The 26,239-nt window shown below is 64.7% G+C and carries 21 protein-coding genes; 16 read left to right on the top strand and 5 right to left on the bottom strand.

The window, feature by feature from the left end; translation table 11 throughout:
• The first annotated feature begins 128 nt into the window (after window positions 1-128).
• A complete protein-coding gene (locus ACLFLU_RS03395; RefSeq protein ID WP_426410950.1) occupies window positions 129-2,204 on the top strand; it encodes a prolyl oligopeptidase family serine peptidase in 2,076 nt (691 codons plus the stop codon).
• Window positions 2,205-2,451: 247 nt separating this feature from the next.
• Here the strand turns inward: ACLFLU_RS03395 and ACLFLU_RS03390 are convergent, their stop codons facing one another.
• Window positions 2,452-3,126 carry a DUF938 domain-containing protein gene (locus ACLFLU_RS03390; protein ID WP_426410949.1) on the bottom strand — a complete coding sequence of 225 codons (675 nt, stop codon included), beginning with the start codon at window positions 3,124-3,126 and terminating at the stop codon, window positions 2,452-2,454.
• A gap of 222 nt (window positions 3,127-3,348) precedes the next feature.
• On the opposite strand from ACLFLU_RS03390, the gene soxX reads away from it, so the two are divergent.
• The 10 genes from soxX (at window position 3,349) to ACLFLU_RS03340 (ending at window position 12,393) form a co-directional block, all read left to right on the top strand.
• Window positions 3,349-3,705 (top strand): sulfur oxidation c-type cytochrome SoxX, encoded by a 357-nt coding sequence (soxX, locus tag ACLFLU_RS03385; protein WP_426410948.1) that lies wholly within the window; start codon window positions 3,349-3,351, stop codon window positions 3,703-3,705.
• A 22-nt stretch (window positions 3,706-3,727) separates the two neighbouring features.
• Window positions 3,728-4,213 carry a thiosulfate oxidation carrier protein SoxY gene (soxY, locus tag ACLFLU_RS03380; protein WP_426410947.1) on the top strand — a complete coding sequence of 162 codons (486 nt, stop codon included), beginning with the start codon at window positions 3,728-3,730 and terminating at the stop codon, window positions 4,211-4,213.
• A 10-nt stretch (window positions 4,214-4,223) separates the two neighbouring features.
• Window positions 4,224-4,535 carry a thiosulfate oxidation carrier complex protein SoxZ gene (gene soxZ / locus ACLFLU_RS03375; RefSeq protein WP_426410946.1) on the top strand — a complete coding sequence of 104 codons (312 nt, stop codon included), beginning with the start codon at window positions 4,224-4,226 and terminating at the stop codon, window positions 4,533-4,535.
• Entirely contained in the window at window positions 4,535-5,398 is an 864-nt protein-coding gene (gene soxA / locus ACLFLU_RS03370; protein WP_426410945.1) for a sulfur oxidation c-type cytochrome SoxA, read from the top strand. The genes soxZ and soxA overlap by 1 nt, the downstream gene beginning before the upstream one ends.
• The gene (locus ACLFLU_RS03365; RefSeq protein ID WP_426410944.1) at window positions 5,395-5,700 is read left to right on the top strand and encodes a hypothetical protein; all 306 of its coding nucleotides are present in this window, start codon (window positions 5,395-5,397) and stop codon (window positions 5,698-5,700) included. Before soxA ends, ACLFLU_RS03365 begins: the two co-directional genes overlap by 4 nt.
• A gap of 54 nt (window positions 5,701-5,754) precedes the next feature.
• Window positions 5,755-7,509, top strand: a complete 1,755-nt coding sequence (soxB, locus tag ACLFLU_RS03360; protein WP_426410943.1) for a thiosulfohydrolase SoxB — start codon at window positions 5,755-5,757, stop codon at window positions 7,507-7,509.
• A gap of 178 nt (window positions 7,510-7,687) precedes the next feature.
• The gene (locus tag ACLFLU_RS03355) at window positions 7,688-8,728 is read left to right on the top strand and encodes an MBL fold metallo-hydrolase (RefSeq protein ID WP_426410942.1); all 1,041 of its coding nucleotides are present in this window, start codon (window positions 7,688-7,690) and stop codon (window positions 8,726-8,728) included.
• An 87-nt stretch (window positions 8,729-8,815) separates the two neighbouring features.
• Complete coding sequence (locus ACLFLU_RS03350; RefSeq protein WP_426410941.1) at window positions 8,816-8,989, top strand: hypothetical protein; 174 nt, start codon at window positions 8,816-8,818, stop codon at window positions 8,987-8,989.
• Window positions 8,990-9,301: 312 nt separating this feature from the next.
• Window positions 9,302-10,510 (top strand): MFS transporter, encoded by a 1,209-nt coding sequence (locus ACLFLU_RS03345; protein ID WP_426410940.1) that lies wholly within the window; start codon window positions 9,302-9,304, stop codon window positions 10,508-10,510.
• A gap of 167 nt (window positions 10,511-10,677) precedes the next feature.
• Window positions 10,678-12,393, top strand: coding sequence for an N-acyl-D-amino-acid deacylase family protein (locus tag ACLFLU_RS03340; protein WP_426410939.1), 1,716 nt, complete (start codon window positions 10,678-10,680; stop codon window positions 12,391-12,393).
• Window positions 12,394-12,612: 219 nt separating this feature from the next.
• On the opposite strand, the gene ACLFLU_RS03335 is transcribed toward ACLFLU_RS03340, so the two are convergent.
• Window positions 12,613-13,962: an MFS transporter gene (locus ACLFLU_RS03335; RefSeq protein WP_426410938.1), complete on the bottom strand. Its 1,350-nt coding sequence runs from the start codon at window positions 13,960-13,962 to the stop codon at window positions 12,613-12,615.
• 144 nt (window positions 13,963-14,106) lie between these two features.
• On the opposite strand from ACLFLU_RS03335, the gene ACLFLU_RS03330 reads away from it, so the two are divergent.
• Genes ACLFLU_RS03330 through ACLFLU_RS03315 form a run of 4 tightly spaced genes read left to right on the top strand, consistent with a single transcriptional unit; the run spans window position 14,107 to window position 18,704 of the window.
• A complete protein-coding gene (locus tag ACLFLU_RS03330) occupies window positions 14,107-14,760 on the top strand; it encodes an ABC transporter ATP-binding protein (RefSeq protein WP_426410937.1) in 654 nt (217 codons plus the stop codon).
• Window positions 14,757-17,219 carry an FtsX-like permease family protein gene (locus ACLFLU_RS03325; protein WP_426410936.1) on the top strand — a complete coding sequence of 821 codons (2,463 nt, stop codon included), beginning with the start codon at window positions 14,757-14,759 and terminating at the stop codon, window positions 17,217-17,219. The genes ACLFLU_RS03330 and ACLFLU_RS03325 overlap by 4 nt, the downstream gene beginning before the upstream one ends.
• A complete protein-coding gene (locus ACLFLU_RS03320; RefSeq protein ID WP_426410935.1) occupies window positions 17,209-18,291 on the top strand; it encodes a lipocalin-like domain-containing protein in 1,083 nt (360 codons plus the stop codon). Before ACLFLU_RS03325 ends, ACLFLU_RS03320 begins: the two co-directional genes overlap by 11 nt.
• Before the next feature lie 26 nt (window positions 18,292-18,317).
• The gene (locus ACLFLU_RS03315) at window positions 18,318-18,704 is read left to right on the top strand and encodes an MAPEG family protein (protein ID WP_426410934.1); all 387 of its coding nucleotides are present in this window, start codon (window positions 18,318-18,320) and stop codon (window positions 18,702-18,704) included.
• 201 nt (window positions 18,705-18,905) lie between these two features.
• Here the strand turns inward: ACLFLU_RS03315 and ACLFLU_RS03310 are convergent, their stop codons facing one another.
• The 3 genes from ACLFLU_RS03310 to ACLFLU_RS03300 form a co-directional block, all read right to left on the bottom strand.
• Window positions 18,906-20,096: an ABC transporter substrate-binding protein gene (locus tag ACLFLU_RS03310; RefSeq protein ID WP_426410933.1), complete on the bottom strand. Its 1,191-nt coding sequence runs from the start codon at window positions 20,094-20,096 to the stop codon at window positions 18,906-18,908.
• 204 nt (window positions 20,097-20,300) lie between these two features.
• Window positions 20,301-23,468 carry an efflux RND transporter permease subunit gene (locus ACLFLU_RS03305; RefSeq protein WP_426410932.1) on the bottom strand — a complete coding sequence of 1,056 codons (3,168 nt, stop codon included), beginning with the start codon at window positions 23,466-23,468 and terminating at the stop codon, window positions 20,301-20,303.
• Window positions 23,465-24,682: an efflux RND transporter periplasmic adaptor subunit gene (locus tag ACLFLU_RS03300; RefSeq protein WP_426410931.1), complete on the bottom strand. Its 1,218-nt coding sequence runs from the start codon at window positions 24,680-24,682 to the stop codon at window positions 23,465-23,467. Before ACLFLU_RS03300 ends, ACLFLU_RS03305 begins: the two co-directional genes overlap by 4 nt.
• Window positions 24,683-25,074: 392 nt before the next feature.
• Between ACLFLU_RS03300 and ACLFLU_RS03295 the strand changes: the two genes are divergently transcribed.
• Window positions 25,075-26,229 carry an iron-containing alcohol dehydrogenase gene (locus ACLFLU_RS03295; protein ID WP_426410930.1) on the top strand — a complete coding sequence of 385 codons (1,155 nt, stop codon included), beginning with the start codon at window positions 25,075-25,077 and terminating at the stop codon, window positions 26,227-26,229.
• Window positions 26,230-26,239 lie beyond the last annotated feature (10 nt).

The raw sequence follows: 26,239 nt of genomic DNA, 5'->3' as shown, positions 1-26,239 counted from the left end.
GGCAACCGGCGCAAACGGGCGCAGGCCATGCCTCTGACGCAATCGGGCCGATGATACACGGCCCGCGCTCTTGACGGCCTGCGCCCGATCAAATCCTATCCGCCGCGCGATCTCAGGGAGTTTCGTTCATGTCCGTCGACGACAGGCCCACGCTCAACGCTCCCGACGACGATCCCTGGCTGTGGCTGGAGGAGATCGAAGGCGCCCGCCCGCTCGATTTCGTCGAGCAGCAGAACCGCCTGACGCTGGACAAATTCGGCGGCGCGGCGTTCGAACGCGACCGCGACATCCTCGCGGCGATCTACGACCGATCGGACAACATTCCGTATGTCAGCCGCAGCGACGGCCTGCTCTACAATCTCTGGAAGGACGCGAAAAATCCGCGCGGCCTGTGGCGGCGGACCACGATGGCGGAATTTCGCAAAGCGGAACCCTCCTGGGAGACGCTACTCGATATCGACAAACTCGCGGCGGATGAAGGCGAGGACTGGCTTCTGAACTGGTCGAGCTCGCTGCCCGGCGACGCGCCGCAGACGATCCTGAGCCTGTCGCGCGGCGGCAGTGACGCCGTCACCTTGCGCGAGTTCGACCTCAACACGAAGAGCTTCGTTGCCGGAGGCTTCACGCTGCCGGAAGCCAAGGGCGGCGTCGATTGGGTCGATGCCGACACGCTGCTGTTGTCGAGCGCTTATGGCGGCGACGACATGGCGACCAGCTCCGGCTATGCGCGGACGGTGCGATTGTGGCGGCGCGGCGAGCCTGTCGAGAATGCTCGCGTGGTATTCGAGACCACGCCGGATCGCATGAGCGCCTCATGCGAGGTCGACCGCACCGGCGAGACGCCGCGGTTCTGGTTCATCGACCGGCTCGACTTCTTCAATTTCGACGTCTGGCTGGGCACCGAAACCGGCGCGACCGTCAAGCTCGACCTTCCCTCCGATATCTGGCTGCAGGCTCACCGTGACTGGTTCGCAATCAAGCTGCGCTCGGTGTGGACCGTTGCCGGCGTCACCCACGCCGCGGACAGTGTCCTCGGCATGTCGCTGTCGGCCTTCCTGGCCGGCGATCGCAACTTCACCGTCTTGTTCGAGCCAAGCGCGCGCCGCGCGCTGCAGGGATTTTCCTGGGCCGACGGCAAGCTGCTGCTGTCCATTCTCGACGAGCTGCGGCCGGTCTTCGAGATCTGCACGCCGTCGGCCTCGGGCTGGAGCCGCGAAACCCTGCGCGGGCTCCCCGGGATCGGCGTCGTCGATGTCTGGCGCTTCGATCATCATGAATCCGAGAGCAATGGCGACCTGCTCGCCAATGTGCAGGATCCGCTCACGCCGCCGTCGCTCTTGCTGATCGAGCGCGGCGTCGAAAGTCCAACGGTGCTGAAGCAGGCGCCGAAGACGTTCAACGCCGACGGCCTCGTGGTGACCCAGCACGAGGCGATCTCGATCGACGGCGAACGCATTCCCTATGTGCAGACCGGCCCGGCAGGCGAGACCGGCGATGCACCGGTCTATATGAGCGCCTATGGCGGCTTCGGACTCGCGGTGAAGCCGCAATACAATTCGTCGCTCGGCAAGCTCTGGCTGGAGCGTGGCGGCACCACGGTGCAGGCCAATTTGCGCGGCGGCGGCGAGTTCGGCACGCGCTGGCACGATGCCGGGCGATACGCCGGCAAGCGGCTTTCGCACGACGATTTCGCAGCCGTGGCTGCCGATCTCGTGCGACGTGGCGTCACGCAGCCGAAACGAATCGCAGCACAAGGCGGATCGAACGGCGGCATCCTCATTACCAACATGCTGGTGCGATATCCGGAACGCTTCGGCGCACTGTTCTGCACCATCCCGCTGATCGACATGCGCCGCTACACAAAGCTGCTCGCGGGCGCGAGCTGGATCGCGGAATATGGCGATCCCGACAAGCCCGAGGAATGGGAGTGGCTGAAGACCTACTCCGCCTATCACAACGCCAAACCCGGCCAAGCTTATCCGCCGATCCTGATTGCCACGACACGCCGCGACGACCGCGTCCATCCCGGCCACGCGCGCAAGATGGCGGCAAAGCTGCAGGCGATGGGCTATGAGGCCTGGTTCTACGAGCCGGCCGCCGGCGGCCACGGCTACGGCAAGGACAACAAGGAACGCGCCGGCTTCCAGGTGCTCGGCTTTCAGTTCTTGAAGGAGAAGATCGGGTGGAAGGACGGCGAGGTGTGAGGGCGACAACGCGAAGCTTTGGTTGCATCACGACGTGAGGCTGGCACCGCTCTCTCATTCCCTCCCCCCTTGCGAGGGAGGGGCAGGGAGAGGGGTTTACTCGGGGACTCTCTCGAATTGCGAGCGCGGCACGGTCGCAGATGGTTAGACCGTTTGCTGGGCTACCCCTCTCCCCCGCCCTCCCCCGCAAGGGGGGAGGGAGCGCACCTTCATCGCGGCGACGCTCCGAATCTCATCTGCTCGCGTCTCACCCGCGCCCAAACACCAGCGTCAGATTGTTCGCGGGCATGTCGATGGTATCGACCAGCCTCAAGCCCGCACCGCGCGCCAGCGTCTCGACATCACTGACGTCGCGCACGCCCCATTCGGGATTGCCTTCGCGCAAGGAGGTGTCGAACACGGCGTTGCTGAGTGCGGTGTGCTTGCCGTCGCGCTTGAACGGGCCGTAGAGGAAAAGCTGGCCGTCGGACCGCAAGTAACGGCCAGCGCCGGCGAACAGGCCCTCGGCCACGGTCCAGGGCGCAATGTGGATGACGTTGGCGCAGAACACGGCCGCGAGATTATTTGGCCCCTGCCCGCTCTTCATCTCCGGGCACCAGTCGGGATCGACAAGATCGATCCGCAGCGGCGAGCGGATGTTCGTCAGGCCCGAATGCACGCGCCAGGCCTCGATGCTCTTCACATGGCGCTGGTTGAGATCGCTCGGCCACCAGACCAGATCGGGCGTATGGCGGGCGAAATGGACCACGTGCTGGCCGGTTCCGCTGCCGACCTCGACCACATCGCCCGACCGCCCGGCGAGGTGCTTTTCGAGCGCCGCCCAGAGCGGTTCGTGATTGCGATGGAAGGCCGGAGCATCGAGACGGCCGTCGGATTCGACCCTCCCACCGTCCCTGCCAAATTCAACGACATATTCAGCCAATTCATGTCCCCGGAAAAAGAGAAAGCAGACGAAAACGCAACAAGGGCAAAACGCCCCAGACTTTGCCGGTGAAAGCCGGCTTGATGAACGATTTATCTCGTCAGTTGCAATGCGGAAGATATTAACGCCATTTTGCGCCCTGCATAGTCTTGATTGTCACGGCATGCCCTTTGTGCTTTTGAACACTATCTTTTGCAGACATATTAGCCTCGGAATGACGCCTTGACCGCCTTTCCTCGCAAGCCCGCCCTGCTCCTCGCGCTGGCCGTCCTCACGGGCCTCGCCGCGCACCCGGCCTGGGCTCAGTCCGCAATCGCCGACGGTGAGAGGCTCGCCTTCGACCGCGGCAAGGGCAATTGCCTGACCTGCCACGTCATCAAGGGTGGCGATCTGCCGGGCACGATCGGGCCGGAGCTGAAGGACATCAAGGCAAAATACCCCGACCGCAACGAGCTGGTCGCAATCCTGTTCGACGAGACCAAGCGCAACCCGCAAACCATGATGCCGCCGTTCGGCCGCAACCGGCTTTTGACCGACCAGGAGATCAACGCGATCGTTGATTTCCTGAAGACGCTTTAACGGTAGGCCCAGGAGATTTGAGATGACTGCACATACCGGCCCTCATCCGACGCGGCGCCTGATCCTTCAGGGCGCGACTTGCGTCGCGCTGATCGGCCTCGGCAATCTGCCGTTCGCGCCCGCACGCGCCGCGGCCAATGACAAATATCCGGAAGAGGCGTTCAAGCTGAAGAACGAGGCCGACGCGATCAAGGCGCTCTATGGCAACACCGCCGAGCCCTCCGACAAGGTCAAGCTCGATGCGCCCGAGATTGCCGAGAATGGCGGCGTGGTGCCGATCGCGGTGACGACGACGCTGGACAAGGTCACCTCGATCTCGCTCTTCGTGGCCGAGAACCCGAACGCGCTGGCGGCATCCTACAAGATTCCGGATGGCACGATGCCAAGCATCGCCAACCGCCTGAAGATGGCCAAGACCAGCAACGTGACCGCAATCGTGGAAGCCGACGGCAAGCTTTACAGCGCGACCAAGGAAGTCAAGGTCACCGTCGGCGGCTGCGGCGGCTAGGAGAAGCAAGATGGCATCCAGCATTCGCGTCCGCGCAACATCCAACGGCGACATCACCGAGGTGCAGACGCTGATCCAGCACCCCATGGACACCGGCCTGGTCAAAGATTCCAAGGGCGAGCTGATTCCCGCGCACTATATCCAGGTGCTGAAGTTCGCATGTAACGGCAAGGACGTGTTCGTCGCCAATTGGGGCACCGCGATCTCCAAGGACCCCTACGTCAAGTTCAGCTTCAAGGGCGCCAAGAAGGGCGACGATCTCAAGATCTCCTGGACCGACAACAAGGGTGGCTCCGACGAGACCACCGCGAAGATCGCGTGATGAAGGCCCGCACTGCCCTCCTGCTTGGCTCGTTGAGCGCCGCGCTGGTCGCGCTCGCACTCACCTCTCCGCGCGTGATTGCCGCCGACAAGGTCGATCCCGTCGCCGATGCCAAAGCGTTCCAGAACTTCTTCTTCCGGAAGTTTCCGAACGTGAAGCACGAGGATTTCGTTAACGGTCCTTATTCCATGAATGAGGACATGAAGCGGCAGTGGCAGGAGAAGGAAGAGTTTCCGCCTTACGAGTTCGCGCTCGATGCCGGCAAGGAGATGTTTTCGACGCCGTTCAAGAACGGCAAGACCTATGCCGATTGCTTCCCGAACGGCGGCATCGGCATTCGCCAGAATTATCCCTACTTCGACACGAAAGAAGGCAAGGTCGTCACGCTCGAGCTCGCGCTCAATCGTTGCCGCGAAGCCAATGGCGAGGCGCCCTACTCCTACGTCAAGGACGAGATGGCCTCGCTCACGGCGTACATGGCCTTCACCTCGCGCGGCAAGCCGATGGATATCAAGATTCCCGACGATCCCCGCGCGCTGGAAGCGTTCGAGAACGGCAAGCGCTATTTCTACACCCGCCGCGGCCAGATGAACTTCTCCTGCGCGAGCTGCCATGTGCAGAGCCCTGGCGAGCGCATCCGCGCCGAGATCCTGGCGCCGGCGCTCGGCATCCTGAACGCGATGCCGATCTACCGCTCCGAATGGAGCGGCATGGGCACCACCAGCCGCCGCTTCATCACTTGCAACAGCCAGACCCGCGCAGTTCCGCTGGAGCCGCAGGCGGATGAATATCGCGACGTTGAATACTTCCTGTCCTACGTCGCCAACGGCCTGCCGATTTCGGGACCGGGAGCGCGGCCATGAAGCGGTCACTTACCTTGGCCATGTTGCTGGCCCTGAGCTTCGCGCCGATGGCGCGCGCGGCAACCGAGGCAGACTACAAGGCGGCCTATGCTGCCGCGGAGGCTGCGTCCAAGGAGGCAGCCGGCATGCGCAACCAGTGGACCACGACCGTCTCGACGCTGGCGGCCGCCAAGAAGGCGGGCGATGGCGGCGATTTCGACCGCGCCGTGGTCGCAGCCAAAGAGGCTGAAGCACTGGCGAAAGCATCCGTCTTCCAGGCGACCTCTGAAAAAGAGGCCTGGAAGGCGATGGAAATCCGCTAGACTTCATGACAGTGGAACCGTCGAACTGCCGAGAATAGGCGCGGAGAATTAGGGATGGCGATCCGCCGCCGCGATTTCCTGAAGAGCTCAGCCGTTGCTGCCGCATCGCTTGTGCTGCCGCGGTTCGCGCGCGGTACCGAGACCGCGAGCATTTACGACATCGAGCGGTTCGGCAACGCACGGATCCTCCACCTCACCGACACGCATGCGCAGCTCAACCCGGTCTATTTCCGCGAGCCCAGCGTCAATATCGGCATTGGCGAGATGGCGGGACGGCCGCCGCATCTGGTCGGTCGCGCTTTCCTGGAGCACTTCGGCATCCGGCCCGACAGCGCCGACGCCTATGCCTTCACCTGTGTCGAGTTCGAGAAGTCCGCCGGCCGTTTCGGCAAACTCGGCGGCTTCGCCCATCTGAAGACGCTGATCGACCGCCTGCGCGGCGATGTCGGCGACAAGCAGGCCATGCTGGTCGACGGCGGCGATCTCTGGCAGGGCACCGGGCTCGCCAACATCATGCAGGGCCGCGACATGGTCGAGGTCGCCAATCTGCTCGGCATTGAGGCGATGACCGGGCATTGGGAATTCACCTATGGCGAGCAGGCGCTGCGCGACAATCTCGAACGCTTCAAGGGCGAGTTTCTGGCGCAGAACGTCTTCCTGACCGAGGAAGCCGCGTTCAACGACGCCGCTGCCTTCGACAAGGCGACGGGGCGCGTGTTCAAGCCGTCGACCATCAGGGAGATCGGCGGCCATCGCGTCGCGATCATCGGCCAGGCCTTTCCTTACGTGCCGATCGCGCATCCCAAGCGCTTCACGCCGGACTGGAGCTTTGGCATCCGCGAGGAAGAGCTGCAGAAGCATGTCGATGCGTTGCGCGGCAACGACAAGGCCGATGCGGTCATCCTGCTCTCGCACAACGGCATGGACGTCGACCTCAAGCTCGCGAGCCGCGTCGCCGGCATCGACGTCATCCTCGGCGGCCACACCCATGATGCCGTGCCGCAACCGCTTCCCGTGAAGAACGCTGGCGGTACGACGCTCGTCACCAATGCCGGCTCCAACGGGAAATTTCTGGGCGTGCTCGATCTCGCGCTCGACAAGGGCAAGGTCAGCGATGTCCGCTATCATTTGCTGCCGGTCTATTCCGAGCTACTCAAGCCCGACCCTGCGATGGCCGAGCTGATCGGAAAGCTGCGCGCGCCGCATGTGACCGACTGGTCGGAGAAGATTGCAACGCCCGACCGTCTGCTCTATCGCCGCGACAATTTCGCCGGCCCCATCGACGAGTTGATCTGCACGGCGCTGCGCACCGAGCTCGACGCCGAGATCGCGCTGTCGCCGGGCTTCCGCTGGGGCGTCACCGCGCTCTCAGGCCAGCCGCTGACCATGGAGGATGTGCTCGCGGAAACCGCGATCACCTATCCCGAAACCTATGTGCAGGAGATGACCGGCGCCCAAATCAAGGACGTGCTGGAAGACATCTGCGACAATCTCTTCAACGCCGATCCCTATTACCAGCAGGGCGGCGACATGGTGCGCGCCGGCGGGCTCAGCTACGCCTGCAACCCCACCAACGCGATCGGCAGCCGCATCTCCGAGCTCACGCTCACCAATGGCAAGGCGCTCAGCGCTAGCAGGCACTACAAGGTCGCGGGCTGGGCCTCGGTCAACGGCCAGCAGGGCGCACCGGTGTGGGACGTCGTCGGCAAATATCTGCGCTCGGGCCGGATGTTTCAGGAGCGCCTCGGCACCGGCGTCACGCTGAAGGGCGTTGATGGCAATCCGGGTATTGCAGGTCAGCGGCCGTAGGGACGCTGCCGGCTACACCCTCCGCCGTCGTCCCGGCGCCGGCTGCCCGAACGCTTCGCCAAAGCCCCTCTCGGGCAATAAAAATCTTCTAAATTTTCTTATTTCAACAGCACATTACTTCTCTTCTCGTCCCCCGGCGTAGTAGAATCCTCGAGATCAGTTCACGCCGGGTCTTGCCATGATCTTTCGCCAGCTCTTCGACAGCGTTTCGGGCACCTATAGCTACGTCCTTGCCAGCCGCCCCGGCGGCGAGGCGCTCATCCTCGATCCCGTGCTGGAGAAGGTCGACCGCTATTGCCAGCTGCTGCGCGAGCTCGACCTCAAGCTGGTCAAGGCGGTCGACACGCATCTGCATGCAGACCACGTCACCGGGCTCGGCGAGCTGCGCGACCGCACCCATTGCATGACCGTGATGGGCGACCAGACCAAGGCCGACGTGGTAGCGATGCGGGTCGCCGACGGCGACAAGGTGACGATCGAGGGTCTGTCGCTCGACGTGATGTACACGCCGGGCCACACCGACGATTCCTATTCCTATCTGATGGGCGACCGCGTCTTCACCGGCGATACGCTCTTGATCCGCGGCACCGGCCGGACCGATTTCCAGAACGGCTCGTCGCGCGCGCAGTACGAGTCGATCTTCAACCGGCTGCTGAAGCTGCCGGATGAGACGATGGTGTTCCCGGCGCATGACTACAAGGGCGACACCGTCTCCACGATCGGCGAGGAGAAGCGCTACAATCCACGGCTCCAGGTGCGCTCGGTCGACGAATATATCGAGCTGATGGCGAACCTGAAGCTGCCCAATCCGAAGATGATGGACGTGGCGGTGCCGGCCAACATGCGGGTCGGCCTGCACCAGGAAGAGCTGGAGAAAGAGGGCCGTGCGCTCAGCGCCGTCGAAGCGATCCGCTCGCTCGGCCGGCCCGATATTCTGCTGGTGGATCTGCGCGAGACCAATGAGCGGATGAAGCACGGCATGCTCGAAGGCGCGCTGCATACGCCCTATCCGAGCGTCGAGGAGAGCCTCAAGCCCGGCGGCATGCTGCGTGAGGTCGCGGCCGCCACTGGCCGCCGCGTCGTGTTCTTCTGCGCCTTCGGCGAGCGCTCGGCGATGGCTGTTGCCGCCGCCAAGGAGGCCGGCCTTACCAACACCGCGCATATCGCCGGCGGCATCGATGCCTGGAAGAAGGCGGGCGGGCCGGTGGTGCACGCCTGACACCATCGTCGCGGCCTTGAGATAAGTCAGGAACCGCGGAGCGTTTGCGGGTAGGATCGGATGACGCATCACCATCCGGGATCAGTCATGGCCAAGACCGGGAATACGACCGCCAAGCCGAGCGCGCCGCCGAAGGCGAAGACCGCGGACGACAAGGCGAAGAAGCCGAAGCTGCGGCGCGACACCGACGACGATGACGAGGACGGCGACATCGCCACGCCAAAGCGCGATCGTTACGGGAATGATGACGAGCCGTTGTGAGAGCATGAAGCTCGCCTCACGAACGGTGCGTTCCCTCCCCCCTTGCGGGGGAGGGTTAGGGAGAGGGGTGCCGCACGGCACACTCTTTCGAGAGCGCGGCGATCCTTGCATCGACGACGGATAGACCGTTTGCTGGGCTACCCCTCTCCCCCGCCCTCCCCCGCAAGGGGGGAGGGAGCGCAGTGTGCCTCACTGCACCACCGTTCATACCCACGCCCCCACCCGCACTACCTGCCATGCGCCTGCGTTCATGGACAAATAACCGCTGTCCCCGATAGTTTGCGCGCTTCCTGAGACTGAAACGGAACTGCAATGGTCGACGTTCTCGCCGCACCGCAACAGGGCAAGGCGGACAGCGCGCTGCGCACGCTGACCGGGATTTCGATCGCGCATTGGGTCAGCCATTTCCATCTGCTGGTCCTGCCGATGCTGTTCCCGTTCCTCAAGGGCCAGCTTGGCGTCGGCTATGTCGAGCTCGGCTTCGCGCTGACCGTGTCGGCCGTCGTCTCCGGGCTGACGCAGGCGCCGACCGGCTATCTCGTCGACCATTTTGGCGCGCGCAGAATCCTGCTTGGCGGGCTGACGCTCGGCGGGCTCGCGCTGATCATGCTCCGCCTGCATTTGAGCTACACCTCGTTGATCGCCTGCGCCGTGCTGCTTGGCCTCGCCAACAGCGTCTATCATCCCGCCGATTACGCGATCCTGGCCGAGCACATGGACGAGGCGCGGATGGGCCGCGCCTTCTCGATCCACACCTTTGCCGGCTATTTTGGTGGCGCCGTTGCGCCGGCGATCGTCGCGGCACTGATCGCGGTGTCCGGCGGCGTCGGCGCGCTGATCGCCTCGGGCGCGATCGGCGTGCTGGTGGCGCTGCTGCTGGTCGCCATGAACATTCCCGATGCCGGCGCGCACAAAACCAAGCCGGGCAACGCGGACATGCCGAAGCAGGCCGTCATCACGCCGGCGCTGATCACGCTGACCGCGCTGTTCATGCTGCTCAGCCTGTCGGTTGCCGGCATCAACAATTTCGGCGTGGTGGCGCTGATGAGCGGCTACGGCGCGACCTATTCCGCCGCGAACGTCGCGCTGACGGCGTTCCTCGGCTGCAGCGCCGCCGGCGTGCTCGCGGGCGGTTTCCTCGCCGACCACACCGAGCGCCATGGCTATGTCGCCGCCGCCTGCTTTGCCGCCAATGCGGCCATCGTGCTGCTGATCGCGCTGGTCACGCTGCCGGGCTGGGCCTTGACCGCCACGATGGCGACCGCGGGCTTCCTCTCCGGCGTGATCGCGCCGTCGCGGGACATGCTGGTGCGCAACGCTGCGCCTCCGGGTGCAGCCGGCCGCGCCTTCGGCATCGTCTCCACCGGCTTCAATCTCGGCGGCATCGTCAGCCCGTTGCTGTTCGGCTGGATCATGGACCAGAGCGCACCGCACTGGGTGTTCGGCGCTTCCGTGATCTTCATGGTCGCAACGGTCGTGCTGTCGCCGTTCACGGAACGGCGGGCGAAAGCTGCGGCGTAGCTGCAACCTCAACTGTCGTCCCGGCGAAGGCCGGGACCCATACTCACGAAAGTAGTTGTGGCGCGAGCTGGTCATTGCCAGTCTTCGCCAAACTAAAAGTCGTGGTTATGGGTCCCGGCCTTCGCCGGGACGACAAGAAGCAACAACAACAAACGGGAAGAAACACCATGAGCACCCCTGATCTCGTGATCCGCGGCGGCACCGTCGCGGACGGCAATGGCGGCGAGCTGTTCGAGGCTGACGTTGCCATCACCGGCGGCAGGATCAGCGAGGTTGGCAAGGTCGAGGCCAAGGGCGCCGAAGAAATCGACGCGCGCGGAAAGCTGGTGACGCCGGGCTTCGTCGACGTGCACACCCATTATGACGGCCAGGTCACGTGGAGCCAGGACATCACGCCGTCGTCGCAGAACGGCGTCACCACCGCGATCATGGGCAATTGCGGCGTCGGCTTCGCGCCGTGCAAGCCGGCCGACCACACCCGCCTGATCCAACTGATGGAAGGCGTCGAGGACATTCCGGAGCCCGTTCTGAGCGCCGGCATTCCCTGGGCATGGGAGAGCTTTCCGGATTACATGGACTGGCTGTCCAAGCGCGATTTCGACATCGACGTCGGCGCGCAGCTGCCGCATGCGGCGCTGCGGGTCTATGTCATGGGTGAGCGCGGCGCGCGCCGCGATCCCTCGACCGCGGAAGACAATGCGGCGATGGCGAAGCTCGCCGGCGAGGCCGTGCGCTCCGGCGCGCTCGGCTTCTCGACATCGCGCACGCTCAACCACCGCACCTCGACGGGTGATTACACGCCGACCTTGAAGGCAGGCGAAGACGAGCTCACCGCGATTGCCGGCGCGATGCACAGCCAGGGCCGCAGCGTGCTGCAATTCGTGCTCGATCTTTCCACCATCCACGAAGATCTGCCGATGATGCTGCGGGTGGCGGACAGCACAAGGTGCCCGATCTCGTTCTCGATCACGCAGAACGACAAATCGCCCAATCGCTGGCGCCAGACGCTGGACGAGATCAATGCGGCGGCGAAGCGCGGCCTCTCCATCACCGCGCAGATCGCGGCGCGCCCGGTCGGCCTGCTGCTCGGCCTCGAGCTATCGCGCAACCCGTTCCAGACCCATCCAAGCTACAAGGCGATCGCGCATCTGCCGCTGAAGGAGCGGCTCGCGCGACTGCATCAGAGCGAGGTGCGCAAGGCGATTTTGAGCGAGACGGCGACGTCGACCGACGATCCGCTGTTCTTCCGGCCCAACTACGACAAGATGTTCTTGCTCGGCGATCCCCCGGACTACGAACAGCCGCCGGAGAATGCACTAGGTCCGCAGGCGCGCAAGCAGGGTCGGCAGCCGGAGGAACTCGCTTACGACGCGATGCTATCTGACGAAGGCAAGGGCATGCTCTACGTGCCGTTCCTCAATTATGCCGACGGCAATCTCGATGCGACGCGCGAGATGCTGATCGATCCGCAGTCAGTGCCCGGCCTCTCCGACGGCGGGGCGCATTGCGGCATCATCTGCGACGCCAGCTTCCCGACCTATCTGCTGACGCACTGGACCCGCGACCGCAAGCGCGGCGAGAAGCTTACGATTCCCTTCGTGGTCGCGGCGCAGTCGCGCAAGACGGCGCTGTCGGTGGGTCTGACCGATCGCGGGCTTGTTGCGCCCGGCTACAAGGCCGACGTCAATGTGATCGATTACGACCGGCTGCATCTGCATCCGCCGAAGGTGCATTACGATCTGCCGGTCGGCGGGCGGCGGCTGTTGCAGGATGTCGACGGCTATGAGGCCACGATCGTGTCGGGCGTGGTGACGCGGCGTCAGGGCGAGGCGACGGGAAAGCGGCCGGGGAAGCTCGTTCGTGGAGCGCAGGGGGTGAATTAGGCGGCGGCTGCGTGTGAGGCGTGAAGGGCGCGCCTCATTCTCGCTGTCGTCCCGGCGAAGGCCGGGACCCATACGCCGCAGCAATCATTTTGCGAAGAGCCGGAGTTACCGGCTTTGCCTCAGACCGCTTCCTGTGGTTATGGGTCCCGGATCAGCGCTCCGCTTCGCTGCGCTTGTCCGGGACGACAATTGTGGCTGTGGCAGGGTTCGGAAGCCCCCTTACGTCGGCGACACCACGCCCTTCAGCTCGGTTTCCCGCGGCGCCGTACCACGCGTCAGCCTGGCCTTTTCCGTGTTCGGCCAGAGCAGCAGCAGGCCGATGACGCCGGAGCCGACCATCACCACCGCGTTGATGGTGAAGCCGGTCATGTAGCCGTTGAGCATGCTGCCGGCGCGCTGGATCACGGTGCCCATCACCATCGGCGCGATGATGCCCGAGAGCGTGTAGAGCGCACCATAGATCGCGATGATGGCGCCGCGCTGCGAAGCCGGCGTGAATTCGCCGAGCATCGGCGGGCAGACCACATAGATCGCACCGCAGAGGCCCGAGCCGACGACGAGCAGCGCGATTTGAAGGCCCGCGCCCTGAACGTGCGGCATCATCGCCAGGATCAGGCCGCCGATGATCAGCGGCACCGAGCCGAGCACGCCGCGCGAGATGCGCGTGGTGTAGCCGCGTGCCATCATGACCTGCGAGATCCAGCCTGTGAGGATGACGATGGTGGCGCCGAACACCCAGGGCAGGATCGAGATGTAGCCGGCCTCCTGCTGCGAGAAGCCGAGACCCGTGATGATGAACGCGGTGAACCATGTCAGCCCCAGCGACAGAGCCCAATAGGCGCCGAAGGTCGCGATCACGCAGCCGAGGAAGGTGCGCGAGGTCAGCAGCTGGATGTAGGGAATTTTCAGCTCGTTGGCCGCGAGCGCCTTCGTGTCCTCGAGCGGGCCTTCCTTGCCGAGCGCCAGCCAGGCACACACCCAGATCAGGCCGACGACACCGAGCGCACCGAAGGCGTAGTGCCAGGAGTGATTGACGATGACCCAGTTCAGCGCGGGCACGGCGAGGATGACACCAAACGCCGAGCCCTGCGACAGGATCGCGGTCGGCAGCGTACGCTTCTCATCCGGGAACCATTTGTAGATCGCATGCGCGGCGACCGAGAAGGCCGGCCCTTCGCCCGCGCCGAGCACGATGCGGCAGATCAGCAGCGTGGTGAAGGACACGGTGCCGACCATCGGAAACTGTGCCAGCGCCCAGATCACCGCGAGCGTCAGCAGCACATAGCGCGTCGGCACCTTGTTGACGATGAAGCCGACCACGATGGCCGAGACCGAGAACAGGATGAAGAACGAGGAGCCGAGCATGCCGAATTGCGCAGGCTCGAGCTTCAGATCGGTCATGATCGGCACGCCGGCGAGGCCGACGACGATCTTGTCCGCGAAGTTCACCACCATGAAGAGAAAGAGGAGAAAAGTGACGGTCCAGGCGCCCTTCGGCGTTTCCTTTGTGGTCCCTTGGGACACCCCTGCCGTCCTGCCCGCCGCGCTGGGCGTTCCCTGAATGCTCATCGTTCTCCCCGTATGTCTTCTTGTCGGCACTTTTGATTTGGCCGTCTTGCGAGCTAACAACGGCTTGAACGGCAACGCAACCCCGGCATTTCCACGGCAAGTGTGCTACGCAGCATTGAGTTAATTCCGTCTGGCGCACTGATCTTGCTGAGCATCCGAAACCTCTCCAAAACCTTCTCCTCGGCCGCCGAGCCGGTCCATGTGCTGCGCGGCGTCGATCTCGACCTGAAGGCGGGCGAGCGCGTCGCGCTGACCGGCGAATCCGGCAGCGGCAAGAGCACGCTGCTGCACCTGATCGCCGGGCTGGATGCCGCCGATGGCGGCACGATTCGCCTGGAGGACACCGAGGTCACCGGGCTCTCCGATGCCGGCCGCGCCGAGCTGCGGCGTGACCGGGTCGGCCTGGTTTTTCAGCAGTTCAACCTGATCCCGAGCCTGTCGGTCGCCGACAACCTCGCCTTCCAGGCGCGCATCGCCGGACGGCACGATGCGGCCTGGACCAGGGAGCTGACCGAACGGCTCGGGCTCGGCAGCCTGCTCAAGCGTTATCCAGAGCAATTATCAGGCGGCCAGCAGCAGCGGGTCGCGATCGGACGGGCGCTGGCGACAAAACCATCGCTGCTGCTCGCGGACGAGCCGACTGGCAATCTCGATGAGGCCACCGCCGACGACGTGCTGGCGCTGACACGCGACCTCGTCGCGCGCACCGGCTGCGGCTTCCTGATGGTGACACACAGCCTGCATCTGGCCGGCACGCTCGACCGTCACATCGTTCTCCATGCAGGGCGGATCGCATGAGGCGCGCGCTGTGGGTCCTCGCGGTGCTGCTCAGCCATTGGCGACGGCACCAGATGCAGTTCGCGACGCTGCTGATCGGATTGATCGCGGCGACCGCGCTGTGGAGTGGCGTGCAGGCGATCAACCAGCAGGCCCGCAGCGCCTATGACCGCGCGGCGGCGACGTTTGGTGGCGTCCGCACAGCGATGCTGGTCGCGCCCAATGCGGCGACCTTTCCGCAAGAGCTGTTCATAAAACTCCGCCGCGCGGGCTGGCCGGTCTCGCCGGTGCTGGAAAGCCGGGTTCAGATCAATGGACGCTCGATGCGGCTGCTCGGCATCGAGCCGGTGACGCTGCCCGCTGACGTCGGCAACGCACCGCGCCTCGGGGCGGCGGATCTCGGCAGCTTTGTTGCCGCGCCCGGCCAGACGCTGGTGACGCAGGAGACGCTGAACGATTTGCACGAGCAAGACGGCGCGACGCCCGCGATCAGCAGCGGCGCAAAGCTGCCGCCGCTGCATGTGCTGCCGCAGCTCGTGCCAGAGGTGCTGGTGGTCGATATCGGCGTGGCGCAGCGGCTCCTGAACAAGCCGGATCAGGTTTCGCGGTTGCTGATCGGCAAGGCAAAGGGCAAGCCGGCGCCGCTGCAAGGCATCATTGGCGATCAGTTGCAGCGGGTCGAGCCGAGCGCCGAGACCGAGCTGGAACGACTGACCGACAGCTTCCATCTCAACCTCACCGCCTTCGGCCTGCTGTCGTTCTTCGTCGGCCTCTTCATCGTCAATTCGGCCGTCGGCCTCGCCTTCGAGCAACGACTGCCGATGCTGCGCACCTTGCGCGCCTGCGGCGCCTCGGCGCGGCTGGTCAACACGGTGCTGGTGATCGAGCTAGTGGCGCTGGCGCTGGTCGCAGGCCTGATCGGGCTCGTCTGCGGCTATGTCATCGCGGCGGCGCTGTTGCCTGATGTCGCGGCATCGCTGCGCGGGCTCTATGGCGCGCAAATTCCTGGGCAGCTCACGCTCCGGCCTGAATGGTGGCTCGCAGGCATCGGCATCAGTGTTGCGGGTGCGATCGTGGCGGCCGCGACCAGCCTGATCAAGGCCGTCCGAATGCCGGTGCTGGCGACGGCGCAGCCGCACGCCTGGCAGCAGCGACAACGCCGCTGGTTGATCCTGCAAAGTCTTGCTGCCTGCATCGTGTTTGCGATCGCGCTGCTGCTGCTCCAATACGGGCAATCGCTGATCGCGGGTTTTGGTCTGCTGGCGGCGCTGATGCTGGGTGCGGCGCTGATCCTGCCCGCCTTCCTCGAGATCCTGCTGCTCGCGGGCCAGCGTTTTGCGCGCGGGCCGCTGGCGCTGTGGTTCTGGGCGGACAGCCGGCAGCAGCTTTCGGGATTGTCGCTGGCGCTGATGGCGCTGCTGCTCGCGCTGGCCGTCAATGTCGGGGTGTCCACGATGGTGGAAACGTTCAGCCGCACCTTTGTCGGCTGGCTCGATGGACGGCTCGCCGCCGACGTCTACATCAGCGCCGCCGACAACGCGCAAGGCACTGCGATCCGCAACTGGCTGAAGGATCGCAGCGAGGTGCAGGCGATCCTGTCGGGCGGGCGTGCAGAGACGCAGGTGCAGGGCCAACCGGTGGAATTGCTCGGCCTGCCCGATCACGCGCTCTATCGCGAGCGCTGGCCGCTGCTGGAGACCGCGCCGCGCGCCTGGACGCAACTGGTGCCCGGCAATGCCGCCTTCATCAGCGAGCAATTGAGCCGCCGCCTCAACGTCCGCGTCGGCGATGTCATCGAGGTGCCTGCGCCGGGCGGGACCTGGGAGCTCGACATCGTCGGCATCTATGCCGATTACGGCAACCCCAAGGGGCAGCTTGCCGTGAACGTCGCGGCGCTGATCCGGCAGTTTCCGCAAACGCCACAGACGCGGATCGGCCTGATTGTCCCGCGCGACAAGATTCCGGGATTGATCGCGGCACTCCAGAAGCAATTTACGCTCGATGACCGCAGCGTTGCGGACCAGGCGACCGTGAAGGCGGAATCGATCCGCATCTTCAAGCGCACCTTTGCGGTGACGTCGGCGCTGAACGCCTTCACGCTCGGCGTCGCCGGCATCGCGCTGCTGACCAGCCTGCTGACACTGGCGAACTCGCGCCTGCCGCAGCTCGCACCGCTCTGGGCGATCGGCATCACACGGCCGCGGCTTGCCGCGATCGAGCTGACCAAGACGCTGTCGGTGGCGCTGTTCACCTCGCTGCTCGCCGTGCCGCTCGGGCTGTTGGTAGCGTGGTGCCTGATCGCGATCGTCAACGTCAAGGCGTTCGGCTGGCGGCTGCCGTTCCATGTCTTCCCACTGCAACTGCTCGAGCTGGTTGCGGTCGCACTGGTCGCCTCGCTACTTGCTGCGCTGCTGCCGATGATCCGGCTGGCGCGGATGCAGCCGGCGAGCCTCGTCAAGGTGTTTGCCAATGAGCGCTGAGAAGGTCTCGCGGCGCGCCTTTGCCGGCGGCATCGCCGCGCTCGCCCTTGCGCGTCGCGCACATGCGCAAGGCTATGCCGGGCTCGGCGAGACAGCCGATGGCTTTGCGAAGGTCACGGCTGGAAAGTCATTCACCTTCCCCGCCGATCACGGGCCACATCCGGCGTTTCGTATCGAGTGGTGGTATCTGACAGCTAACCTCGTCGATAGCAGCGGCGCGGCCTGCGGGTTGCAATGGACGCTGTTTCGCCAGGCCGCAAAGCCGGGACCGCAAGCCGAGGGCTGGGCCAACCAGCAGATCTGGATGGCGCATGCTGCGGTGACGCGCGCCGACACCCACCGTTTCAACGAGCTGTTTTCGCGCGGCGGCACCGGGCAGGCGAACGTCGAGGCAAAACCGTTCGCAGCGTGGATCGACGATTGGGAGATGAAGGGGCTTGAGCGCACCGACGATCGTACTCTGGCGCCGGTCACGCTGAAGGCATCCGGCACCGATTTCAGCTACGCGCTCACGCTTGAAGCGGATCGCCCGGTCGTCTTGCAGGGCGACGGCGGCTACAGCCGCAAGTCCGAACGCGGGCAAGCATCCTACTATTACAGCCAGCCGTTCTACCGTGCGCGCGGCACGCTCACCATCGACGACAAGCCGGTCGATGTCTCCGGCCAGGCCTGGATGGACCGCGAATGGAGCAGCCAGCCGCTCGACACCGACCAGACCGGCTGGGACTGGCTGTCGCTGCATCTTTCCTCCGGCGACAAGCTGATGCTGTACCGGCTGCGCCAGAAGGACGGCAAGGACTATCCGTTCGGCAATTGGATCAGCGCCACGGGCGGGACGCAGATGATAGCGGGTAGCGACATCCAGATGACGCCGAAAGCAACGGCGGACGTCGCCGGCCGCAAGCTGCCGGTGGAATGGCAGATCGCGATCCCGTCACGATCATTCTCGATTGTCTGCAAGCCGCTCAATCCCGGGGCGTGGATGGGGACCGGGTTCTCCTATTGGGAAGGGCCGATCAGCTTTGCCGGCACGCATGACGGCGTTGGCTATCTCGAGCTGACCGGCTATTGAGCTGCATCTGACCGCCGGAGGCTTCGATGTACCATTTGACCGCACTCGTCACGCTGCTCGCCATCCTGTTTTTCTTCTTCACCTGCATCAACGTCTCGCGGTCGCGCACCAAGACCGGCGTCAAGGTGCCGGCGATGTCGGGCCATCCGGATTTCGAGCGCGCCTTCCGCATCCAGATGAACACGCTGGAATGGATGCCGATCTTCCTGCCGTCGCTCTGGCTGTTCGCGATCTACATCAGCGACGCGATCGCGGCCGGCATCGGCGCGGTCTGGATCATCGGCCGCATCGTCTATTTCATCGGCTATACGCAGGCCGCCGCCAAGCGCGGCCCGGGCTTTGCGATCCAGGGCCTCGCCGCCATCGCTCTGTGGGCGGGGGCTCTGGGGGCGGTGGTGTTGAGATTGGTGTGAGGCGACTGCGCCTCCACACCTTCCGCCGTCGTCCCGGCGAAGGCCGGGACCCATAACCACATAATGTCGTTTGACGAAGATTCGGAGTTACCAGCTCGCGCCGCAACTCCTCCCTGGGGGTATGGGTCCCGGCCCCCGTGCGCAATTGCGCACTAGGCCGGGACGACACCGAGAGTGTAGCGCCAGCGTTGCCTCTTCCCGCTACTTCGTCAGCGGGCAGCCGCTTTCCTTGGCGGTGAAGAAGGCCTTGTCGCCGGGGACGGTCGCGAGTTCCTTGTAGTAATCCCACGGCTTCTTCGATTCCGAGGGCTTCTTGACCTCGAACAGATACATATCGTGGACCATGCGGCCGTTCTCGAGCACCTTGCCCTTGGCGAAGGCGTCGTCGACCGGCAGCTCCTTCAGCTTCTTGGCGACGGCTTCAGTGTCCTTGGTGCCGGCAGCCTTCACCGCCTTCAGATAGCTCAGCGTCGCCGAATAGGTGCCGGCGTGAATCATGCTCGGCATCCTTCCGGTGCGCTGGAAGAAGCGCTCGGAGAAGGCCCGCGTGGTGTCGTTATGATCCCAATAGAAGCCTTCGGTCAGCACCAGGCCCTGCGCCGCCTGCAAGCCAAGACCGTTCACCTCGGCGAGCGTCATCAGCAGACCGGCAAGCTTCTGTCCGCCCTGGACGATGCCGAATTCGGCCGCCTGCTTGATCGAGTTGGTGGTGTCCTGGCCGGCATTGGCGAGGCCGACGATCTTCGCCTTCGAGCTCTGCGCCTGCAGCAGGAAGGAGGAGAAGTCCGAGGAGTTGAGGGGCACGCGGACCGAGCCCAGCACCTTGCCGCCATTGGCGGTGACGATTTCGCTGGTGTCCTTTTCGAGCGCGTAGCCGAAGGCATAGTCCGCGGTGAGGAAGAACCAGCTGTCGCCGCCGGCCTTGGTCAACGCGCCGCCGGTGCCGACCGCAAGCGCATGAGTGTCGAACGCCCAGTGGAAACCATAAGGCGAGCACGCAGAACCGGTGATGCTCGACGTGGCCGCACCGACGACGATGTCGATCTTCTTCTTTTCCTTCGACAGGTCCTGCACCGCCAGCGCCACCGACGACGTCGTCAGTTCCGTGATCATGTCGACATTGTCGGCGTCATACCAGCGCCGCGCGATAGAGGTGGCGAGATCAGGCTTGTTCTGGTGATCGGCGGTGACCATCTCGATCTTCTGGCCGAGCACCTCGCCGCCAAAATCCTCGATCGCCATCTTCGCCGCTTCGACCGAATATTTTCCGCCGTAATCGGCGTAGACGCCGGACTGATCGTTCAGGATGCCGATCTTGACGCCTTGCGCGGAGGCCGGCGCGGCCAGCAACAGAGCCGACGTTGCGACAGCGGCCAAAAGTACTGATTTCATCTGTTAACTCCCAGCAGTGTTCTGTTCTGAAATCGCGCGGAGTGTAGTGAAGAACGGCGCGCGTGCCCATTGGTTTTGCGTAGGCCGTTGGTATGGGCGCAATGTGTACCAAACAAATGGTGTCGTCCCGGCCTAGTGCGCAATTGCGCACGGGGGCCGGGACGACAGCGTGAATGTTGAAGCGTTGGTGGCCACCACCAATACTTATGGAGCCGCCGCCTCCGGCTTCTTCTCGTTCCGCCCTTCGGCCAGGTTCCGCACCACCACATAGAAGATCGGCGTGAACAGCAGGCCGAACAACGTGACGCCGATCATGCCGAAGAACACGGCGACGCCGACGGCCTGCCGCATCTCCGAGCCGGAGCCTGACGAGATCACCAGCGGCAGCACGCCGAGGATGAAGGCGAAGGACGTCATCAGGATCGGCCGCAAGCGCAGGCGGCAGGCATCGATCACGGCCTCCAGTCGAGGTTTGCCTTCCTTCTCGATGTCGCGCGCGAACTCGACGATCAGGATCGCATTTTTCGCCGCCAATCCCACCAGCACGACGAAGCCGATCTGGGTGAGGATGTTGACGTCCTGGCCCATGATGCGCACGCCGATGGTGGCAGCGAGCAAGCACATCGGCACAATCAGGATCACCGCGAAAGGCAATGTCCAGCTGCCATACTGCGCGGCGAGCACGAGATAGACGAACAGCACGCAGATCGGGAACACGTAGAGGCCGGAGTTACCGCCGGAGACCTGCTGATAGGACAGGTCGGTCCACTCGAAGGTGAAGCCGCTCGGCAAGGTGTCGTCGGCGAGCTTCTTGATGGCGTTGAGCGCCGTGGTCGAGCTGGTGCCCGGCGCCGGCTCGCCCTGCAATTCGGACGCCGCGTAGAGATTGTAGCGCGCGACGCGATCGGGGCCCGAGACATCCTTGAAGTCGACCACGCTGCCGAGCATCACCATGTCGCCGGATGCGTTGCGCGTGCGCAGCCGCGAGAGGTCGGCGGGCTCTTTGCGGAACGGGAAATCAGCCTGCGCGGTGACGTGATAAGTGCGGCCGAACAGGTTGAAGTCGTTGACATAGGTCGATCCGAAATAGGTCTGGATCGTGTCGTTGATGTTCGCAATGGGAACACCGAGCTTCTGCGCCTTGGTGCGGTCTATGTCGACGAACAGCTGCGGCGTACTGGCCGAGAACGGCGAGAACACCGTGGGGCCAAGGAGCGAGGGCGATTTGCGGGCGGCGGCGACGAGCTCGTCGGTCGCGGATGCCAGCAGCTCGGGCCCTCGGCCCTGGCGGTCCTGGATGCGGATGGTGAAGCCGCCGCCCGTGCCGATGCCGGGTACGGCGGGCGGCGGAATGACGATGATGAAGGCGCCCTGGATCGCGGCGAGGCGCTTGCGCAGCTCGGCCGTAATGGCACTCGCGGTCAGGCCCTTCTTCAGCCGCACCTCGGGCTCATCGAACACAGGGAAGAGCGCCGCCGCATTGCCGGCCTGTGTTCGTGTCGCGCCCGAGAAGCCGGCGAAGGCGGCCACGCGGATAATGCCTGGCGTGTCCAGCGAGATCCGCTCGATCTCTCGGACAATCTCGGTGGTCCGCGCCAGCGATGCCGCCCCCGGCAACTGCACTGAGATGATGACGTAGCCGCGGTCTTGCGCGGGGATGAAGCCCTGCGACGTGGTCCCGATCAGCCAGCCGGCACTGCCGATTAGCACGACATAGATCAGCAGCATCACCACCGCGTGCCGGATCACGAAATTGGCGAGGCCGGCATAGCCATGCGAGAGCCGATCGAAGACACGATTGAAGGCGCCCGTGAAGGCATTCCAACCGCGCGCGAGCAGATTCCAGGCGGCGGGCGGCCGCTTCTCCTCATGCGGGGTGAGGATCTGCGAGGCCAGCGCCGGCGACAGCGTCAGCGAGCAGAAACAGGAAATCGCGGTCGCAACCGCGATGGTCACGGCGAATTGCTGGAAGAATTGCCCTGAAATACCGCCGAGGAACGCCGTCGGCACGAACACCGCGCACAGCACCAGCGCGATCGAGACCAGTGCGCCGCCGACCTCCTCCATGGTCTTCAGCGCGGCGTCGCGCCGACTGAGGCCATGCTCGAGATGCCGCTCGACATTCTCGACCACGACGATGGCATCGTCGACCACGATGCCGACGGCGAGCACCAGCCCGAACAGCGTGAGATTGTTGATGGAGAAGCCGAGCGCCGCCATCACCGCGAAAGTGCCTACCAGCGACACGGGAATCGCGACGATCGGGATGATTGCAGGCCGCCAACCTTGCAGGAACACCAGCACGACGATGACCACGAGCAGCATCGCCTCGTAGATGGTCTTGATCAGCTCGTGGACCGACTGCGCGATGAACTCGGTCGGGTTGTAGCCGATATTGAAGTCGAGCCCCTTCGGGAAACCCTGCTTGAGCGTCGCCATCGTATCGGAGATGCTCTTTGCCGTCGCGAGCGCATTCGATCCTGGCCGCTGCGTCACCAGCATGGCGACGGCGGATTTGCGCAGCAGGAAGCTGTTGGTCGAATAGGCCAGCGCACCGAGCTCAATGCGGGCAACGTCGCGCAAACGTACCGTGCGGCCGTCCGAGCCGGCCTTGATCAGGATGTCCTCGAACTGCTTCTGGTCCTTCAGGCGCCCGGTGAAAACGAGGTTCGGCTGGAAGGCACGGTCCGCAATCGGCGGCTCGGCGATCTGGCCACCGGCGATCTGCACATTCTGCGCCCGGATCGCGGCAATTACGTCGGTCGAGGTCAGGCCGAGATTGGCGATACGATCGGGATCGAGCCACAGCCGCATCGAATAGTCGCGCGCGCCGAAGATCTGGATGTCGCCGACGCCGTCGATGCGCAGCAGCTGGTCGCGGACCTGAAGCAGCGCGTAGTTGGAGATATAGAGCTGGTCGAACGTGTCGTCGGGCGACAGCATGAACACGACCATCAAAATGTCGGGCGAGTTCTTGCGGGTGACGACGCCGTTGCGCTGCACCTCGTCCGGCAGCTGCGGCTGCGCGATCGCGACGCGGTTCTGGACCAGCACCTGCGCCTTGTCGAGGTCGGTGCCGAGCTTGAAGGTGACGGTGATGGTGAGCTGGCCGTTCGATGTCGCCTGGCTGTAGAGATACAGCATGTCCTCGACGCCGTTGATCTGCTGCTCGATCGGCGCAGCGACGGTGTCGGACACGGTTTGCGCCGAGGCGCCCGGATATTGCGTGGTGACGACGACGGTCGGCGGCACCACTTGCGGATATTCGGAGACCGGCAGCGTGGAGTAGGCGAGCGCGCCGACGATCAGGAGCACGATCGACAGCACCATCGCCAGGATGGGCTGGTTGATGGACAGACGGCCAAGATTCATGACTTGCCACCGGCCGGCGCTTGAGCGGTCTTCGGGGCGACCTTGGCGCCGACGCGGGCGCGCTGGATGCCGTTGACGATGACGCGGTCGTCGGCGTTCAGCCCTTCGCGGATCACGCGCAAGCCGTCATCGAGGGGACCAAGCACCACGGGGCGCGCTTCGACGGTGTCGTCAGGCTTCACCACGAACACAATCTTGCGCGACTGGTCGGTCGCGACCGCAACATCGGGAATCAGCAGCGCCTCGTAAGGCGCGCTGCCGATCAGGCGGACGCGGCCGAACTGACCGGGCAGGATCGACAGATCGGTGTTCTTGACCACGGCGCGGCTGCGCAGCGTGCCGGTGGAGACATCGAGGCGGTTGTCGAGGAAGTTGATGGCGCCGTCATGCGACGGTTTTGTCTCGCCAGCGAGCGTCACCTGCACCGGGTTGGCGGTGTCACGCGAGCTCGGGCGCTTACCTTCGAACCAGAGCTTGCTGTATTTGATGAAGGTCGTCTCATCCATGTCGAAATAGACGTAGATCGGGTCGAGCGAGACGATCGAGGTCAGCAGCGTCGAGGTGCCGGTGTCGCTGCCCTGCACGAGGTTGCCGGGGCTGACGAGATGGCGGCTGACGCGGCCGGTCAGCGGCGCGGTCACATGCGTGAACTCGATATTGAGCCGGGCGGCCTTCAATGCGCCCTCGGCCTGGGTCACGGATGCGTGCGCGGCCTGCAGGGCCTGGCGGCGCTGGTCGACGACCTGCTCGGACACCGCGCTGGTCTGCACCAGGTTCAGGCCGCGATCGAGCTCGCGCTTGGCCAGCTCCACCTTGGCGCGGGCGTCGGAGAGCTGGCCGTCCGCCTGCTCGGCCACGGCCTCGAACGGGCGCGGGTCAATGACGTAGAGCAGATCGCCCTGATGCACGATCGCGCCGTCCTGGAACTCGACGGAGTTGACGAAGCCGCCGACGCGGGGGCGCACCTGCACCTCCTCGACCGCCTCGAACCGGCCGGTGTACTCATCCCAATCGGTGACGGTGCGCTTGACCGGCTGGGCGACCGTCACCGGCGGAGGCGGAGGTGCTGCCGCTTGCGAGGTCGGTTGCCCGCAACCGCTGAGCGCGAACGCGGCTGCGAGAAGGCCGGCTATGGCGTAAGGCACTACATAGGGCCTGGGCTGAACGAAATCGTGCGTTTTGGCAAATTGCTCGCTTCCGTCCGGTCCAGTCATCCCAGGTCCTCGCATAAGAGCCGCGCGGAAAGCAGGGTAAGCGCCTACCCGCGGGGGACACAACATGGGTCACCCTGATGAAATCTTCAAGACGATTGCGCACGCAATGCCCGGCACGACGTCCTAACCGGATGACGGGGTTGACAGGGCCTTCTTCGCCGCTCCCCGCTTGCGGGGAGAGGCCGGAGCGCGACAGCGATCCGGGTGAGGGGGACTCTCCGCGAGTCCAACTGTCACCGTCCCAGCCGATAGAGCCCCTCACCCCGCCCTCTCCCCGTAAGTACGGGGAGAGGGAGACGAAAGAGCGCCAGCGTCTTCGCACATGACGGAGGCTGACCACTCGGCTAGATTACCTCATACAAAACAAGACGAATTGTCCGGGGAGGACAGGCGTGCATCAGGGACGTGTCGTTTACGGCGCGATCGAGGAAGTCGTGTTCGGCCATCCGGCGACTAAGGCCATTGTCGCGCAGATGGACCGGCTCGGCACCCACCGCGCCTTCCTGATGGTCTCGGGCACGCTGAACCGCCAGACCAACGAGATCGCAAAAATCGTCCAGGCGCTGGGACCGCGCTGCGCCGGGCTGTTCGATGCCATGCCCGCACACACACCGCGCGAGGCGGTGATCGCGGCAACCAACGCGGCGCGCGAGGCCGGCGCCGATCTGATCGTCACCGTGGGCGGCGGCTCGATCACCGACGGCGCCAAGGCGGTGCAGCTTTGCCTCGCCAACGGCATCGACAATATCGACGGCATCGAGCATATCCGCGTGCACAAGGGCGTCGCACCGGAGATGAAGCCGCCGACGGTACGCCAAATCAGCGTGCCGACCACGATTGCCGGCGGCGAGTTCAGTTCGATCGCAGGCGTGACCGACCGCAGCACACATGTGAAGCAGATGCTGCGGCATCCGCTGACGGTGCCGCGCGCGACCATCCTCGATCCCGCCATCACCGTGCACACGCCGGAATGGCTGTTTCTCTCGACCGGCATCCGCGCCGTCGACCATTGCGTCGAGGCGATCTGCTCGCGCGAGACCCATCCTTATGCCGACGCGCAATCGGTGAAGGGGCTTGCCATGCTCGCCGACGCACTGCCGCGGGTGAAGGCCGACCCCACCGATCTCGACGCGCGGATGGATGCGCAGATCGGCACCTGGCTGTCGATGGGCGCACTCGCCGCCGGCGTGCCGATGGGCGCGAGCCACGGCATCGGATACGTGCTCGGTGCGGCCTTCGGCGTGCCGCACGGCTACACCTCCTGCATCATGCTGCCGGCGGTGATGCGCTGGAACGCGAGCGCAAACGCCGAGCGACAGATGATCGTCGCGGCCGCGATGGGATTTCCCGGCCATAATGCCGCCGACGTGCTCGATGCCTTCATCCGCTCGCTCGGCATGCCTCGCAGCCTAGCCGACGTCCGCGTCTCGCCGGAGCATTTCGACGCCATCGCCGAACAGGCGATGCGCACGAACTGGATTCCTCGCAATCCACGCAAGATCGAGAGCCCGGCGCAGATACGAGAAATCCTGCTTCTCGCCGCATGATCCCAAAGCC

Source organism: Bradyrhizobium ganzhouense, assembly GCF_049949285.1.
GTDB classification, from domain to species: Bacteria; Pseudomonadota; Alphaproteobacteria; order Rhizobiales; family Xanthobacteraceae; genus Bradyrhizobium; species Bradyrhizobium ganzhouense.
This window is presented reverse-complemented; position numbering and strand designations above follow the sequence as displayed.

Bases quoted from the DNA above. Each gene is read 5' to 3' on its own strand.
- ACLFLU_RS03305 (WP_426410932.1), bottom strand. From the start codon at position 23,468: ATGAATCTTGGCCGTCTGTCCATCAACCAGCCCATCCTGGCGATGGTG.
- ACLFLU_RS03335 (WP_426410938.1), bottom strand. From the start codon at position 13,962: ATGAGCATTCAGGGAACGCCCAGCGCGGCGGGCAGGACGGCAGGGGTG.
- ACLFLU_RS03300 (WP_426410931.1), bottom strand. From the start codon at position 24,682: ATGACTGGACCGGACGGAAGCGAGCAATTTGCCAAAACGCACGATTTC.
- ACLFLU_RS03395 (WP_426410950.1), top strand. From the start codon at position 129: ATGTCCGTCGACGACAGGCCCACGCTCAACGCTCCCGACGACGATCCC.
- ACLFLU_RS03345 (WP_426410940.1), top strand. From the start codon at position 9,302: ATGGTCGACGTTCTCGCCGCACCGCAACAGGGCAAGGCGGACAGCGCG.
- ACLFLU_RS03340 (WP_426410939.1), top strand. From the start codon at position 10,678: ATGAGCACCCCTGATCTCGTGATCCGCGGCGGCACCGTCGCGGACGGC.
- soxZ (WP_426410946.1), top strand. From the start codon at position 4,224: ATGGCATCCAGCATTCGCGTCCGCGCAACATCCAACGGCGACATCACC.
- soxA (WP_426410945.1), top strand. From the start codon at position 4,535: ATGAAGGCCCGCACTGCCCTCCTGCTTGGCTCGTTGAGCGCCGCGCTG.
- ACLFLU_RS03320 (WP_426410935.1), top strand. From the start codon at position 17,209: ATGAGCGCTGAGAAGGTCTCGCGGCGCGCCTTTGCCGGCGGCATCGCC.
- soxB (WP_426410943.1), top strand. From the start codon at position 5,755: ATGGCGATCCGCCGCCGCGATTTCCTGAAGAGCTCAGCCGTTGCTGCC.
- soxY (WP_426410947.1), top strand. From the start codon at position 3,728: ATGACTGCACATACCGGCCCTCATCCGACGCGGCGCCTGATCCTTCAG.
- ACLFLU_RS03310 (WP_426410933.1), bottom strand. From the start codon at position 20,096: ATGAAATCAGTACTTTTGGCCGCTGTCGCAACGTCGGCTCTGTTGCTG.
- ACLFLU_RS03315 (WP_426410934.1), top strand. From the start codon at position 18,318: ATGTACCATTTGACCGCACTCGTCACGCTGCTCGCCATCCTGTTTTTC.
- ACLFLU_RS03325 (WP_426410936.1), top strand. From the start codon at position 14,757: ATGAGGCGCGCGCTGTGGGTCCTCGCGGTGCTGCTCAGCCATTGGCGA.
- ACLFLU_RS03365 (WP_426410944.1), top strand. From the start codon at position 5,395: ATGAAGCGGTCACTTACCTTGGCCATGTTGCTGGCCCTGAGCTTCGCG.
- ACLFLU_RS03355 (WP_426410942.1), top strand. From the start codon at position 7,688: ATGATCTTTCGCCAGCTCTTCGACAGCGTTTCGGGCACCTATAGCTAC.
- ACLFLU_RS03350 (WP_426410941.1), top strand. From the start codon at position 8,816: ATGGCCAAGACCGGGAATACGACCGCCAAGCCGAGCGCGCCGCCGAAG.